The organism is Maribacter arenosus (assembly GCF_014610845.1).
Taxonomy (GTDB): domain Bacteria; phylum Bacteroidota; class Bacteroidia; order Flavobacteriales; family Flavobacteriaceae; genus Maribacter_A; species Maribacter_A arenosus.
The window spans coordinates 224,572-239,281 of the sequence record NZ_JABTCG010000004.1 but is presented as its reverse complement, the minus strand read 5'-3'; the positions used below and the strand labels follow the sequence as shown (position 1 = coordinate 239,281).

13 protein-coding genes and 1 pseudogene are annotated in these 14,710 nt (G+C 40.8%); 6 read left to right on the top strand and 8 right to left on the bottom strand.

Annotated features, from left to right (window positions below; all coding sequences use genetic code 11):
• Position 1: 1 nt before the first annotated feature.
• A complete protein-coding gene (locus HPE63_RS11980; RefSeq protein ID WP_188314512.1) occupies positions 2 to 469 on the bottom strand; it encodes a DinB family protein in 468 nt (155 codons plus the stop codon).
• Positions 470 to 689: 220 nt separating this feature from the next.
• Here HPE63_RS11980 and HPE63_RS11975 point away from each other — a divergent pair, with 220 nt between their 5' ends.
• Positions 690 to 1,880 (top strand): hypothetical protein, encoded by a 1,191-nt coding sequence (locus HPE63_RS11975; protein ID WP_188314511.1) that lies wholly within the window; start codon positions 690 to 692, stop codon positions 1,878 to 1,880.
• A 7-nt stretch (positions 1,881 to 1,887) separates the two neighbouring features.
• Here HPE63_RS11975 and HPE63_RS11970 read toward each other — a convergent pair whose 3' ends face one another.
• Genes HPE63_RS11970 through HPE63_RS11955 form a run of 4 tightly spaced genes read right to left on the bottom strand, consistent with a single transcriptional unit; the run spans position 1,888 to position 8,446 of the window.
• The gene (locus HPE63_RS11970) at positions 1,888 to 3,681 is read right to left on the bottom strand and encodes a hypothetical protein (protein ID WP_188314510.1); all 1,794 of its coding nucleotides are present in this window, start codon (positions 3,679 to 3,681) and stop codon (positions 1,888 to 1,890) included.
• A gap of 7 nt (positions 3,682 to 3,688) precedes the next feature.
• Positions 3,689 to 4,921 carry a DUF4249 domain-containing protein gene (locus HPE63_RS11965; protein ID WP_188314509.1) on the bottom strand — a complete coding sequence of 411 codons (1,233 nt, stop codon included), beginning with the start codon at positions 4,919 to 4,921 and terminating at the stop codon, positions 3,689 to 3,691.
• Positions 4,922 to 4,928: 7 nt separating this feature from the next.
• Entirely contained in the window at positions 4,929 to 7,691 is a 2,763-nt protein-coding gene (locus HPE63_RS11960; RefSeq protein WP_188314508.1) for a TonB-dependent receptor, read from the bottom strand.
• On the bottom strand, positions 7,688 to 8,446 hold the full coding sequence (locus HPE63_RS11955; protein WP_188314507.1) for a hypothetical protein: 759 nt from the start codon (positions 8,444 to 8,446) through the stop codon (positions 7,688 to 7,690). The genes HPE63_RS11960 and HPE63_RS11955 overlap by 4 nt, the downstream gene beginning before the upstream one ends.
• A gap of 125 nt (positions 8,447 to 8,571) precedes the next feature.
• Here HPE63_RS11955 and HPE63_RS11950 point away from each other — a divergent pair, with 125 nt between their 5' ends.
• A complete protein-coding gene (locus tag HPE63_RS11950) occupies positions 8,572 to 8,925 on the top strand; it encodes an arsenate reductase family protein (protein WP_188314506.1) in 354 nt (117 codons plus the stop codon).
• Positions 8,922 to 9,809 carry a DMT family transporter gene (locus HPE63_RS11945; RefSeq protein ID WP_188314505.1) on the top strand — a complete coding sequence of 296 codons (888 nt, stop codon included), beginning with the start codon at positions 8,922 to 8,924 and terminating at the stop codon, positions 9,807 to 9,809. Before HPE63_RS11950 ends, HPE63_RS11945 begins: the two co-directional genes overlap by 4 nt.
• A gap of 58 nt (positions 9,810 to 9,867) precedes the next feature.
• On the opposite strand, the gene HPE63_RS11940 is transcribed toward HPE63_RS11945, so the two are convergent.
• The 3 genes from HPE63_RS11940 to HPE63_RS11930 all read right to left on the bottom strand — a co-directional run bounded on the left by HPE63_RS11940 (position 9,868) and on the right by HPE63_RS11930 (position 11,927).
• The gene (locus HPE63_RS11940) at positions 9,868 to 10,194 is read right to left on the bottom strand and encodes a GIY-YIG nuclease family protein (RefSeq protein WP_188314504.1); all 327 of its coding nucleotides are present in this window, start codon (positions 10,192 to 10,194) and stop codon (positions 9,868 to 9,870) included.
• 43 nt (positions 10,195 to 10,237) lie between these two features.
• Complete coding sequence (locus HPE63_RS11935) at positions 10,238 to 10,711, bottom strand: acyl-CoA thioesterase (protein WP_188314503.1); 474 nt, start codon at positions 10,709 to 10,711, stop codon at positions 10,238 to 10,240.
• Between the two features lie 127 nt (positions 10,712 to 10,838).
• Positions 10,839 to 11,927 carry a Gfo/Idh/MocA family protein gene (locus tag HPE63_RS11930; protein ID WP_188314502.1) on the bottom strand — a complete coding sequence of 363 codons (1,089 nt, stop codon included), beginning with the start codon at positions 11,925 to 11,927 and terminating at the stop codon, positions 10,839 to 10,841.
• A gap of 161 nt (positions 11,928 to 12,088) precedes the next feature.
• On the opposite strand from HPE63_RS11930, the gene HPE63_RS11925 reads away from it, so the two are divergent.
• The 3 genes and pseudogenes from HPE63_RS11925 (at position 12,089) to HPE63_RS11915 (ending at position 14,578) form a co-directional block, all read left to right on the top strand.
• Complete coding sequence (locus HPE63_RS11925) at positions 12,089 to 13,063, top strand: NAD(P)H-dependent flavin oxidoreductase (protein ID WP_188314501.1); 975 nt, start codon at positions 12,089 to 12,091, stop codon at positions 13,061 to 13,063.
• A 28-nt stretch (positions 13,064 to 13,091) separates the two neighbouring features.
• Positions 13,092 to 14,051 (top strand): YheT family hydrolase, encoded by a 960-nt coding sequence (locus HPE63_RS11920; RefSeq protein ID WP_188314500.1) that lies wholly within the window; start codon positions 13,092 to 13,094, stop codon positions 14,049 to 14,051.
• 47 nt (positions 14,052 to 14,098) lie between these two features.
• Positions 14,099 to 14,578: pseudogene (locus tag HPE63_RS11915) on the top strand (c-type cytochrome).
• Positions 14,579 to 14,710 lie beyond the last annotated feature (132 nt).

The following is a 14,710-nucleotide window of genomic DNA, read 5'->3' as shown; positions in this document are numbered from 1 at the left end:
CCTAGGCCCCACCCAGCAGCATCTTTTCTAGCGATAGGATCACCCCTAAATGCAATCCTTCATGGAACATATTGAAGGCTATAGCATCGTCAATATCTTTTAAGGTGACATTCGCACTGGTAGTATACTCCGTGAAATTCTTGAAAATGCCTTTTTCATAATCTTCCTGTGCCCATTCGATGGTGGAAAACAAGAATCCTTTGATCAGATCCAATTCCTCTTTGGTAGCAGTACCATCGGGTACGGTACCCTTCCTGAATTTATCGACCAACACTTTCGGCACCTTCATAGGTAAACCACTCAAAGCATAGACCAATAGTTGTTGGGTTACCAAGACATGGGCAATATTCCACCAGATATTGTTCCGGTATCCGCTAGGGATTTTCAATAATTGCTCTTCAGGTGTATTGGTGAGGACCTTATATAATATTTTTCGATTCTCAAGCGTAATGTTGAATAACTTTTCCAATAGTAGATTTTTATATGGGCATAAAAATAGAACTTTTAAAGCGGAATGGGAATCCCATTTAATTGAATAATCAGTACTCGATTGCCTAAAGTAACCCAGCTTCAGCTACTTTTACAACTATCGTTACTTTTATCGTGTGGACCTGAAAAATTATAGACCCTTGAAACAAAGTCGTACGTCAAATTTGTTGTATTTTTCTACATATAAAAGTATAAAGCCCTTGAAAAGATTTTTTTTATTTACCGCGCCAATGGCCATGATGTTTTTCTTATTTCATTCATGTTCCAACGATACTACAATTGAAGTTGTAGGTGAAGTGGCCAATTGCTCCGATGGCATTCAGAATGGCAATGAAACGGGGATTGATTGTGGTTGGGCCTGTTCCAATACATGTGAAGCCAAAAACGGATTGGAAGGTCATATTGTTTCAAGGGTCATTCTTGACAATACGGTGGAATACAAGCTAATCGGCCCCTTGATCATTCGCGATGGTGGCGAGCTTGAAATAAGGGAAGGAACGGTAATTAAGGCCCATAAAGATGTTAACGCCTATATCGCGGTAGCACAAGGAGGTAAAATCTTTGTTTACGGAAAACCCAATGCACCCGTTGTCATTACTTCGGATGCCGATACTCCGGCCCCTGGGGATTGGGGAGGTCTTATTCTTTGCGGAAAGGCGCCAACCAATAAGGGAGGGAATGCGAGATCAGAATTAGGGGACCTGTTTTATGGGGGTAATGAAATTGAAGATTCTTCGGGTACCATCCAATACCTAAGGGTGGAATATACAGGGTCATCCTTTGAGGAAACAATGACTTTCAATGGGATTACCCTCTTTGGTACAGGAGCCTTAACGAGTCTGGAATATATACAGTCATTCAAGGGTAAGGGCAATGGTTTTGTTTTTTATGGTGGAAACGTGAATCCTGAACGGCTTATTGCCAGCGGGCACCAGGGGCATGGGGTTACCGTATCGGATGGATGGATGGGGAATGCAGATTCATTCCACCTATATAACAACGCGAAATCAGGTATTAAAACTTCCAATAATGCAACTGACGGATTAGTTGCTCCCATTACTGCGGGAACTATCAAAAATGTCTCCATCTTAGGCCCGGTAAGTGAAGGGGCATTGCTCTTTGACCATGGTGGCGGTATCGGGACTATCTACAGCCTATATACCAATAGCCTACCCTTGGGAATCAACATTGATGGCCCAGTGGCTACTTCAAGAATCGATAATGGGGAATGGCAGGTAAACACCATTCAATTTGATTCTATGGACGAAGGTTTTTCCGAGACAAACTATACAGGTCCCAATACTTCTTTCTATACCGAGGGTATAACATCGGGCTCGGGAAACAGGGCAGATTTTCCCGATTGGGCGAATGGTTGGGCCAGGGAAGAATAGTTTTGGGTCATTCCACAAAAAAAGTTTCCCGTATTGAAACCGGTTTACCACTATTCAAGAACCCCTCTAGGCATATTTCGAATTCGCCGGTAACATCCGAGGTGAAAAATTCAATGGTATTTGCATTTCCATTCATTATCATTTCGGGCATCCAAAGTAATTGCAACCGGTCATCGGGTAAACTGAACGCTGTCGAATCGCTTTCCGCGTTATACCGCTGTGTAAAATAATGCTTTCGTAGCTGAGGTTTGAGCATTTGAAACCGCTCAATGTATGGGTCATTGACATCTTGGGTATAATTCGATTTCTTGGTCTCGAAAACAAGGGCCCCTTGGAAGATTTGTGGTCCAAAAACATATTTATCCCTAAAGACCCGAATGGAACTCAAGTTTCTGGCATCATACTCCAATAACCTGCCATGATCCTGGACAATAAGTCCATCGACGATTACCAAAGGTAAAAGGTCAGGGTTAGAAACCAAATCCATACTCTTCACTTCGATCTCTTCCTCATTTTCGGTGTTTCGACGAACCCATGCAGCCTTGATAATCTCCAATAGCGCCTCCCGAACTGATTTAAAATCGGTATATTCAACCATATCATAGTTTCGAACATTTTGATCGGCAAATGGCAGAACATGGGTGGCAGGCAAAATCGAATCTGGCTTAAATTTAAAATAGGCACTCTCAATCTGATTATGAATACTTCTTTCTTGAATACTTGCGGCATTACCTTGATCTATTTTCAATTTTTTAAATTCCAATTGTGAATAATCCGGCGAACTAGGTTGGTACCACTCAACATCAAGCCCAAACCGGTCTTTGCCCAAAGCTTGGACAATCACCTGTTCACCAGGATAGGCTTTGTCAAGATTGATATAGAAAGCTCCAGTGGAATTTGTCTGGGCAATCTTGAATTGATAGTCCTTACCCGGTAAAGAGATGGCCACTTTTTGATTGGCAATCGATATTCCTTCCTTAGTAGCAATTACCCGACCGGAAATCAGTTCACCTCTTAATTCGGGCAAATGCAATTGCAATCGCCCGTCTAAGGAACCTGCAATGTCAGAGGTTGAAAACAACCCGGTATTCATATATATCCTGTCGTGCTGGGGTAAGTTTCCTATTTGTCGTACCGAAAGGGAATAATCCCCTGAGGCCATATCAATATTTTTATCCGTATTTAATACCAAGGTCACTTTTGAACGTTTGGTGTAAGTACGTTTCCCAAGCCTCAATTTTATTGGTCCGACTTTATTATGGACTGTATTGGAAAGATTCATGACACTCGTTTCTTCGATTGCTAATGAATTCTTCAAACTATCGATTTGTTTGACCGGTGGGGCCAAAATCGCTTTTTGATCCGATTGATAGGGATTGATGATGCTTATATCATTTTCGAAGAAATGCCCATTCCCAAAGTTTTTCATCCAGTTCGTATAGGCAATCAGTTTATAATTGCCCGATGGGAGTGAGACCGGGACAAAGAAATCACCTTGTCCAGCACCATTATGCAACCTCACCTTATGCTTAAAAACTGCCTTTTTATCTTCCCCAATCAGCTCAACATAAGCTACTTTACTTATCTCGCTTAACCGTTTCCTATCCAAATCAAAACAATAGACCTTATAGTACATGTATTCGGCCGGGAATAAGAGGGTGGTATTAAAATGGACATAAAGGTTTTCAGGGGCGATGTCAGCAAAACCCTGAGCCTCTTTCTTGCTTTTTGGAATAGACTGCCCATTGACCGGCAGACCGATCATATACAACAAAAACACTAAGGACACTACGCTCTTCATAATCTTATTATTCCTCCCAAAAATCAGGCACTTTATTACTTCCTAAAACGGTACAGTCGCCACATTCTGGACGAACCATTAGAAACGGACCCGAACCTATGGCCGGTGTCGGATTGCGATTGTAATCATAAAACCGTAACCGGTCTTCGTAAATGGCATTGAGCAATTCCCTTTCCCCCAACCTACCTGAAGTGGTGGGGGCTGCAAAAAGACATGCTGTTTTATGGGGTGGTTTTTCCTCCTCCAAATAAAAATCCTCATAATCAAAGAAAATCCGTTTCTGATTCACCGTAGATACCTCGAAAAAGCCTGCCACATTCTCCCCAGACCCATCGGTAGCTGAAATATTGCCCCCTAAAAAACCCGGTTGATCTTCTGAAAAAATATTCTCAGCTGATTTTGAGAGCCCTCTTAAGGTCTCATAATAAGCAAAAGACTCCGGATTCTGGACATGCTGCCTTACCAATATGCTATATCTATGTGATATGATATAATTATCACTTTTAATGAACCGTACATTGAAGCGTGTTATTCGATCTTCAGCTAAGCCTAATGTACTTTGGATCAATATTTCCTTGGCTGAGTCGGTTCCGTAACACACCTGCTCCTCACGCTCCCTTAGAATCACATTCAAAGAGAACGTATCCTCACCTTCACTAACGACTACGGCATCAAAAGGGCTCCAAAATGGAACTATGATCTTGTAGGTCTCCTCAAATTCAAACCGATAGAATTTCGACTGGGATCCGGGGTCGTAACTATCTACGAATATTCCAATGCCATCCTCCCCATCGTCATTGGTGGTAAGCTCGGCATACAAATTTTCTATGGTTGTCATGCTTGGTAATTGCATGGCATCAGAAGCATATGAATTTCCGTTTTCAGTCTCAATGGAAAGCGAATAGGCAATATCGGGTTGGGCCGCAAAAGTTTCCAAAGTAAGATAAGTTCCGGGGTCGGTTTCCTCAAAAGCAAACAGACTACCATCATCACCAATAATCATTACATTGGCATTGGATTCGGCACGGGGTCCGTCTTCCTCGAAACGATATGATCTAGTTAATCGCACTTCATGTCGAGTGAATTCATTCGTAAGGTTCGCATTTACCACCAGCACATCCTCATAATCGGCAACTTCCCCTTCATAAGGTTCAACACAGCCAATCAAGAACAGCAAAAATGAGAACAATATAATCTTGCTACTTAATTTACATGGGCGATATGTTGCGATCTTGGTCAATTGTGTATCAAAATTTAAAATTGTAGGTTATTGAAGGTACGGGAATGGCGAAAATAGAGCTTTGCAAAGCTTTGATCTCACCCGAATCCGAAACAAAAAATACCGAATACGGATTATTCCTGCCCAAGACATTATACACTGAAATATTCCAGAAACTATGTCCTGCCTTTTTAGCTTTGTGGTTTCCTTCTATGTTCAATCCAATATCCAACCGATAATAATCCGAGATACGGTATCGGTTGCGGTCGCTATATAGCACATACTCCGCCCCGTCAAAAGTATAATTGCCTACCGGAAACGTAACCGGCCGTCCGGTTTGGTACAGAAAGTTGGTCGATATGCTATAGCGTTTGGTAAACTTGTAGTTGAGCACAAGACTAAAATCATGAGGTTTATCAAAGTTGGAGGGAAAATACCGGCCATCGTTTACACGTTCTTCCCCAAATTCACTATCCAATTTCAATAAGGAACGTGAATACGTATACCCTAACCAACCGTTGAGCTTGCCTGCATTTTTACGAATAAAGAACTCCAAACCGTAGGCCTTACCTTTGCCTTGAAGTACTTCGGTTTCTATAGACTCGTTTAAAATCAACTTGGCCCCTGTCTTAAAGTCGAGTAGGTTTTTCTGTCTCTTATAAAACCCTTCCAAGCTCAGCTCATAGGTGTTGTTATCCAAGTTTTTATAGATTCCCAAGGCCCACTGATTGGCTTGTTGGGGTTTGATATTATAATCGGACAACTTCCATGTATCGATGGGCGAAACCGTAGTCGTATTTGATAAGGTATGAATGAATTGATAGGTATTATTATAACTGGCCTTTAGGGAGAAATCCTCCCCCAAGAAATAACGTGCCGAAACCCGTACTTCAGGTCCGCCGTAGGTCTTTATCGCTTCATTTTTATCAAATGTCAAGGTGTCGATTACCGTACCCGCACTTTTCGGCGATCCATCTTCATATACCCTTTGAGTACTTGCCCCCAAAGCGGTATAGAAAGAATACCGCAAACCGATATCGAGTAAAAGTCTCTTGTTTATCGTATAACTATCAGTAACAAAAATTGCCGATTCCAGACCCCTTTCCTTGGGAATACTCAAGGGTAAGATAATATCCTGGGAGCCTTTGGGTTCTATCTGTCCCGGAAGTACACCGTATAGCTTACCGGAAATTCCATAATCAATATTATGTTGCTCATTGAACAGATACTTCATGCGAACCTTCAGTTCGGTTTCATCGATTTGATATTGCTGTAAAAAATTGTCGTTTACACTCCCATCAAAATCAATATCGAATTTGTACTGGCTATTGGTCAAGATTAAACTTCCCGCATTTTTTTCATTGAACTTATGGTCATATTTTAATGAGAACAATCGATTACTATAACCGTAAAGCGAATCGGAGGTAATACTAAAGGCATCCTTGCTATAATATCCGGAGGCACTAACACTGTTATTTTCGTCGATCTGATGGTTGTATTTCATCATCACGTCATAAAAATTAGCACTACTATTTTTTAGTGAAACATCTTTCAATGAACGCAGCACCCAATCGGAATAGGCCCCTCGACCACCCAGCATAAGACCAGATTTTGTCTTGATTATTGGTATCTCGACCACAGCATTTGCCGTGACAGGGCCCAAAGAGACTTCCCCTTTAAATTTCTCGGTATCCGGATTTTTCGTACTGATATCGAAAACAGACGACAATCGCCCGCCAAATTGAGCCGGTATGGCACCTTTATAGATATTGACATCACTAATGGCAAATGGGTTCAAGGCCTGAAAAATTCCAAAAAAATGCGATGGATTATAAACAACAGCATTATCCAAAAGAATCAAGTTTTGGTCTGTTTTTCCGCCCCTGACATTAAAGCCCGCAGCCCCCTCACCGGCAGTGGTGACCCCTGGTAAAGTGGTCGCTACTTTCAAGAGATCACGTTCGCCCAAAACTAAAGGAATATTCTTCGATTCCTCGGCCCCTATTTTGGTATTTCCTGTGGTCGCATCATCAATATTGCTTATCGCATTGGCCTTTAGGACTACCTCATCCAAAAGCTCGTAATTCTCCTCCACGCTGAAATCATACGTACCATTGTTATAGATGATAATATTGGTCATGGTATTTTCATACCCTAGGGAACTGGTTTCTAAAACACTGAGGCCTATGGGTAGGTTTAATGTATACCTTCCTAAATTGTCGGTAGTTGTTCCGATTCCCAAGGCACGTACGATAAGTGCCATATTCGCTACCGGTTCGTTATTGGCTGCGTTTTTTATGGTTCCCGAAAGTTTAAACCTTTTTTGGGAATAGCTCTTTTGCTCCTTTCCGATACGAACGGTCTCCACCTTTATATTAGTTTCAGAAGCCTTATCCGATAAAAATATGTTCGGCCCGGTATCCGTTTCCTCAGGGTCACCCGAGATAATCTCTGTTTCCCCAAAATAGGTTTCAGGTAATTCTGGGTAAATTCGATTATTCTGGGTAATGATAATACGATCATCGGCGGAAATGAAAAAATTAAGTTGGGTATTGGCCAAAAGATCTGAAAGTATATCCTCAAGTAAAGTGTTCGAATACTGCTTGGTAACCTTTTTACCCTGTAGCCACTCATTAGCCACATATATCGAATGACTTGTTGATGCCTGTACTTGTTCCAATGCCTCCTCCAAACTTATATTCTGAAAATCAAATGAAAAGTTCTTTGCGTTTTCTTGTCCGTAGACAAGAAAGAGGGATAATAATGCAAGGATGTTCAGGCTACCCTTCATAGGTCTTTTTCCTTTTTGGGGTCAACCATCATATCCAAATCAGACAATACCGCGGTAAAATAATACTCTAGATCACTCTTTTTCAATTCCTTATATTTCACTGCAATATCATTCAACTGCTTTCTATACTCTGGAAAAAGTGCAACTATATGGACAAGCGACTTCACTTGGGTCAATTCATTATCCAAACTTATATAGTACGCACTGCGATCCTTGAACTCGTGATACAATAGTTTACGATCTGATTTTTTAAGAATCCTTTTTCTGTGCTTTTTATAAAAAGTGAAATGGTCCCCGACCAAGAGCACTTCCAAAAATCCTGAAACGGGCAATTCGTTACCCGTCTGCTTGGGAAGGTTCACAAACCTATGGCTTTCAATCTTAAAACTCGTCACCCTTTCCTTGATCAATTGAACAGCTTGAGAACCGTTTACCATAGGATGATACAGTAAAAGTTCGTCCCCATAGACATCATATTTCATTTCATAACCGAAATATGACTGTCCGTCATAGATTACCGAACCGAGGAGAAAATCGGGACTATAAAAGAACTTATGTTTGTGACCCAAAACCCTAAATTCCTCTTTATAAGCAAATCCGGCAAAAATCCCGGAATTGATAGGCCCTATGCTCATATCGAACTGGGAATATATGATGGCTTCTTCTGGTTCCTGACCTCTTAAACCACCTATACAGAAAATGCCCAAAACCAAGGCAGGAAATACAAGATATAGGCCTACTGAACGTCTTTTCAAAAGGAAGTTGTTTTACAAGTCTAACGTGTCGATTATAAATAACAAGATAGCTAAAAATAGCACAATTAAAAGGAATTGGGTTTCTTTGTAAGACAATCCATTATGGAACCTGAAACCTGCGTCCTATGAAAAAAATATATTATCTAAGCACCTGCGATACCTGCAAAAGGATTCTGAAAGAATTGGATCCGTTAGAGGATTTTCACCTACAGGATATTAAATCGGAACCGATCACAACTGCCCAACTTAAGGAAATGAAAGATTTGGCCGGCAGTCATGAATCCCTTTTTAGTAAAAGGGCTCGACTTTATAAAGAAAGAGGACTGGCCCTTAAAAAACTAGGCGAAGAGGATTTTAAAACGTTGATTCTAGAACATTACACCTTTTTAAAACGACCGGTAATACTGTTCAATGATAAGATCTTTATAGGCAATAGTAAAAAGGTGGTTGAAGCAGCGAAAGAAACAATCCACCCTTGAGCAAACGAACCTTAGCTATTCTTGCAGCCATTGGGGCGACCACCATATATGGACTAAACCATACCATCGCCAAAGGTGTTATGCCCAATTATGTAGGCGCTTTTGGCTTTGTGTTACTAAGGGTCTTGGGTGCATCGGCACTTTTTTGGCTTATTTCTCTTTGGGGACCCAAAGAGAAAATCGAAAAGAAAGATTATCTGCGGATATTCGTATGCGCAATCTTCGGTATGGGGGTAAATATGCTCGTGTTCTTTAAAGGTTTATCCCTTTCAACACCTATAAATAGTGCCGTACTAATAACCACCACCCCCATCATCGTCTTGATATTGTCTTCCGTATTGATCAAGGAAAAAATAGTTGGAAGAAAAGTATTTGGGATTTTTATCGGGCTTCTTGGGGCTTTGGGTTTGATTTTATTCAGTAATGAACTACGGCAGGATGCCCCGAATATTCCCCTCGGGAATTTTCTGATTTTATTAAATTCCTTTTTCTATGGCACCTATTTGATACTGGCCAAAATATTGATATCGAAATACCACCCATTCACATTTATGAAATGGTTGTTTTCATTAGGTATTCTTATTTGCCTCCCTTTTGGTTACCAGGAGTTTTTAGAAATCGAATGGTTGCTTTTACCCTTTGAAATCATTTGGCGTATTGCCTTTGTGGTTATCGGGACAACCTTTTTTACTTACCTGTTCAATGTGTTTGCACTAACCCAATTAAAGGCCTCTACCTTGAGCGCTTTTGTTTATCTGCAACCACTCATTGGCATTCTTTATGCGCTCGCTACGGGTAAGGATACGTTGACCACGATAAAAATTGTTGCAGCTTCATTGGTATTTATCGGAGTGTATTTGTCAAGTAGAAAAGTGAGGCAATAAAGCCTAGTTGTTTGTCATTCCGAGGCACGAGGAATCTAAACAATAACTTGCCAGAATTCTAATGATTGTTTGGGAAAGGAAATAGATACTCTAAAAAGTTTAAATTGGGGTTAATAGTTTTGATTAAATCCAATTTCTTTTGCCTACGCCACCCTTTAATTTCTTTCTCCCTGGCAATTGCATCTTGAATCCATGTAAATTTTTCATAATAGAGCAGATGTTTACATTTATATTTTGAGGCAAAAGATTCTCTTTTCAAAGTAATATTCTCTTTGTGCTGATAAAGTCTTTTTGCCAAATAATTGGTTACTCCAGTATACAACACGGATTTTGTAGAATTGGTAATTATATAAATATGATAAACATGATATCCCTCAGTATCCATCCTCAAAAATTACGAAAGATTCCTCGTGCCTCGGAATGACAAGCTATAAATCATTTGGTCTTTTCGCAAACTTACGAGTATCATCCTTGGTTAGAACACGAAAGCCTTCAGGCTTATCAACTTGTTTAAAGCGCTGTAACAACTCCTTCGAAAGGGGTATAAGCTGTCTTGACTCCAGACTGATCCATGCGCCCATCATTTCACAATGGGCGACGTTTTTGCCATTACTGTCATAAAAATTATGATGGAATTCGAAGAAACAACCATCCTCGCTCATCCCCTTAACCTCCAAGGATACCCTGATGGGTTTCCCAAGAAAAACCTCCTTGAAATAGTACATATGTTCATAAAAAACCACAGGCCCTATTTTGTTTTTGACCAGAACCCCAAGTCCTAAACCAAGTTCCATCAAAAAGGCCATTCTGGTATGACTCATAAAATTAGTATAAGCCGAATTGCCCAAATGGCCATTGGCATCAATATCGTTCCAACGTACTTCGAACTCTTTTAAAAACATCTTACAAAATTTAGTTCGGCAAAAATACCAATTCCGATAAACAAAGAGGGGAATCAATGAAATACTTCAACCTAAATCATTATGATCTGGATACCGAAAAAAATTAGGTAGAATTCTAAACAGTCTTTTAGGATAACATTACTTTTTTACCGGTTTCTGCAGATTCATTGATGGCTTCCAACAAAACGATATCTTTCATTCCCTCTTCACCGGGGACCATCATAGGGCGGTTTTCCATTATCGCCAGGGCATCGTCATCCATTTGTCGGGCTTGTTGGTTTTCAATATAAGTGTTTAATAAGGTCCCATCGGATGATCTTCCCTGCACCCCATTATATGCTTGAAAAGGCTCAAGCTCATACCATCCTTTCTCACAATCGGCGTGTAAAAGGTTCACACTTTGCGTTGCCGTTGTTTTGCCATCCCCTATACTTCCATTTGGAAAATCGAATTCGAAGATACTGGTTTCAGGGACTTCTTTATAAACTTCGGGCCTGGTGTTTTCATGCTTGCCCATTACGGCAATGGGTTCTTCCCCGAAGGTATATCGTAACGCATTTATGCAGTAGACGCCGACATCGTATAAAAGTCCACCCCCCAATTCCTTATCCATTCGCCAAGTATTTCCAGGATTAGTGATTTTAAACCCTACATGGGCCTTTACCTTCTTTATTTTCCCGTAAGGTAGTGTCTTGGACCATTCGATGATCTTTTTAGTATTGGGTTCATGTTGCATGCGATACCCAATTGAAAGGGTAACATTGTTTTGGATGCAGGCATCAATGATCGCCTGGCATTCCTTGGCCGATTTTGCCATAGGCTTTTCACACCATACGTGTTTGCCCGTATTAGCCGCTTTAATGGCATACAGCGCATGAAGTCCTGTCGGAAGAACAATATAAATTATATCAATATCGGGATTGTCGGCCATACGATCCATATTCTGGTAATTGTAGACGTTTTTGTCCGGAATACCATATCTTTTTTGCCATATTGGAATTTTTGAAGGGGTCCCCGTAACTATTCCCCTGAGTTCGCAGTACTGCGTCAGTTGTAGGGCCGGGGCTAAAAGGTTAGTGCTATAATTTCCAAGTCCAACCAAACAAACCCCTAACTTTTCCTTTAATGGCCTTTTCTTAAAGGCGTAATGTGGCCATAAACCGATACCCGCAAGTAATATCCCAGTCTGTTTTATAAAGGTTCTTCTTTTTTGCATAGAATTAATTTTTTCGATTTCGTGTAGGTTCCTTACAATATAGTTATAATTTAAAGCCCTCTATTGAACTTTAAGAGTTCCTTATGGATCAATTGCGTATCCCAGGAATACACTGTAGTTTTATGGATTGATATCCTATCCTTGAACTTAAAAAATATACTATGTCGCAAAAAGCACCATTTATAAATGACCTTTCCTTACCCGTAATAGCTGCCCCTATGTTCCTTATCTCTGGTCCCCAATTGGTGATTGAGTGTTGTAAAAACGGAATTGTGGGCACTTTTCCTGCCTTGAACCAACGCACCAGTGATGGGTTTGAGGAATGGCTCATTGAAATTAAAACCGCCCTAACCAAGTTCGAGAGCGAGACAGGGAAAAAGGCCGCCCCATTCGGAGTAAACCTCATCGTGCACCCCACTAATCCACGGCTTGAAGCCGATATAAAATTATGTGTAAAACATAAGGTACCCCTGATCATTACCTCCCTAGGTGCCGTTTCACAAGTAGTTGATGCTATTCACAGTTATGGGGGTCTTGTTTTTCACGATGTGATTAAAAAAAGACATGCCCAAAAGGCAGCTGGAGCCGGAGTAGACGGACTCATATTGGTAGCCGCCGGGGCAGGTGGTCATGCAGGGACTATAAATCCGATGACTCTGGTAGCCGAAATAAAGAAATTCTATGACAAGACCATTATTCTATCGGGTTGTATAAGTACTGGAAGGGATATCGCATCGGCCCTTCAAATGGGGGCAGATCTGGCCTATATGGGAACGCGATTCATTAATGTCCAAGAAAGCAAGGCTACCGATGCCTATAAAAAAATGATCATGGAAGCCGGTGCCAGCGATGTGGTCTATACAGCTGCCATTTCAGGAGTACATGCAAATTTCTTGGGGGCCAGTCTTAAAGCTGCTGGTATCACCGAGGAAGATCTGAAAAAAGATAGGAAGGTTGATTTCGGCAAAGAACTGGATACCGAAGCCAAGGCCTGGAAGACCATTTGGTCTGCGGGACAAGGGGTTGCGACCATCGAAAATGTATTGCCTGTTTCAGAATTGGTAAATTCGTTAAAATCGGAATTCAAATCGGCCATAGAGGAGCAAATCAAGGTGTTGAACATTTTTCCCAAATAGTTTTTTTTGAATTTTTCATGGAACAAAAATGCCAATTCTAGCATCGAATTATAATCCCCCAATCCCATTTAAGAATGGGCATTTTTCGACCCTTTATGCGGGTTTGGTACGAACCGTATCGGGCCTAACCCAAGAACGGGAAAGAATTTCACTGCCCGATGGGGATTTTCTGGATTTGGATTGGAGTTATACACCCCAACAAACCCGTAAAGTCATCATTCTTTTGCATGGACTGGAAGGTAATGCCCAAAGGCCCTATATCACCGGAAGTGCAAAACTGTCCAATGCTTATGGCTATGATGCTTGTGCCGTGAATTTTAGAAGCTGTAGTGGCGAGCCCAATGCTTTTTATCGTTCCTATCATTCAGGCGCAACGGAAGATCTGGAAGCTATTCTGCTACATATTCTGAATACGCGAAAATATGATGAAATCTTTTTGAAAGGTTTCAGTTTGGGCGGTAATCTCGCCCTAAAATATCTAGGCGAGGAACGAACTGTTCCCAAAGAAATCAGAGGGGTTGTAACTGTCTCCGTTCCCTGTAGCTTGTATAGTTCCTTAAAACAGCTCTTGCAACCCAAGAACTATTTATATGCCAAACGTTTCAAAAATCATTTAAAAGCCAAAATGAAAGAGAAACAACAATTGTTTCCTACAAAAATATCGGATGCCGATATCGACAAGGTAAAAACATTGAAAGACTTTGATGATATCTATACCAGCCGAGCACATGGTTTTAAAGATGCCTTGGACTATTACGAAAAGTGCAGTTCATTACAGTTCTTACCCCATATCACGATTCCTGCGCTCATTATGAATGCCAAAAACGATTCATTTTTAGGTCCAGAATGTTATCCTTACAAGGAAGCCGAGGAAAACAGTTCAGTCTTTTTGGAAGTGCCCAACTCCGGCGGACATGTAGGTTTTTATGGAAGAAATAATACCACCTATACCGAAAAGAGGGCTTTAAAGTTTTTTGATGGGGTATAAACCTTAAAGATTCCATTCATTATCCTAAGGGCTTAAAAATTAAAAACATGAAAAAAATAGTTGCTTTTTTAACCATCGCCGGACTTAATCTTGGTTGTGGCGAAAAAAAAGAGGAAAAGAAAAGTGGTTTTGAAATGAACCGCACAAAAAAGGAGGTCAAGGCAGAAACAATGGCCGAAGAAGTTCCCATTGACCTGAACAACAAAGGCGTAGGACCAATTACCTCTGTTGATTTTGGTGCTGAAATAGACGCTGAAATGGCCGCCCAAGGGGAAAAGACCTTTTGGACCATTTGTGTTGCTTGACATATAGCGGAACAACGTATGATCGGGCCAGCCTTGAAAGGAGTTTACGATCGCAGAAGTCCAGAATGGGTAATGAATATGATTTTGAATCCTGATGGCATGCTCAAGGAAGATCCAATAGCCAAAGCCCTGTTGAAAGAATATAATAATGCGGTAATGCTCAACCAAAATCTGAGCGAGGAAGATGCTAGGGCGATTGTAGAATATCTGCGAACACTATAAATTTATAAAACGAAGTATTCCATCGCTGTGATTCAATATTTTTAACTGGGATTACGGTATTTTTTGAAAGGAATAAGCATGTAACAGAACATTAATAAGTAATTCTGAGATTGATTGTGTTATTAATTGAAA

Coding starts and splice junctions, on each gene's coding strand:
- HPE63_RS11970 (WP_188314510.1), bottom strand. CDS start 3,681: ATGAAGAGCGTAGTGTCCTTAGTGTTTTTGTTGTATATGATCGGTCTG.
- HPE63_RS11960 (WP_188314508.1), bottom strand. CDS start 7,691: ATGAAGGGTAGCCTGAACATCCTTGCATTATTATCCCTCTTTCTTGTC.
- HPE63_RS11950 (WP_188314506.1), top strand. CDS start 8,572: ATGAAAAAAATATATTATCTAAGCACCTGCGATACCTGCAAAAGGATT.
- HPE63_RS11940 (WP_188314504.1), bottom strand. CDS start 10,194: ATGGATACTGAGGGATATCATGTTTATCATATTTATATAATTACCAAT.
- HPE63_RS11935 (WP_188314503.1), bottom strand. CDS start 10,711: ATGTTTTTAAAAGAGTTCGAAGTACGTTGGAACGATATTGATGCCAAT.
- HPE63_RS11930 (WP_188314502.1), bottom strand. CDS start 11,927: ATGCAAAAAAGAAGAACCTTTATAAAACAGACTGGGATATTACTTGCG.
- HPE63_RS11925 (WP_188314501.1), top strand. CDS start 12,089: ATGTCGCAAAAAGCACCATTTATAAATGACCTTTCCTTACCCGTAATA.
- HPE63_RS11920 (WP_188314500.1), top strand. CDS start 13,092: ATGCCAATTCTAGCATCGAATTATAATCCCCCAATCCCATTTAAGAAT.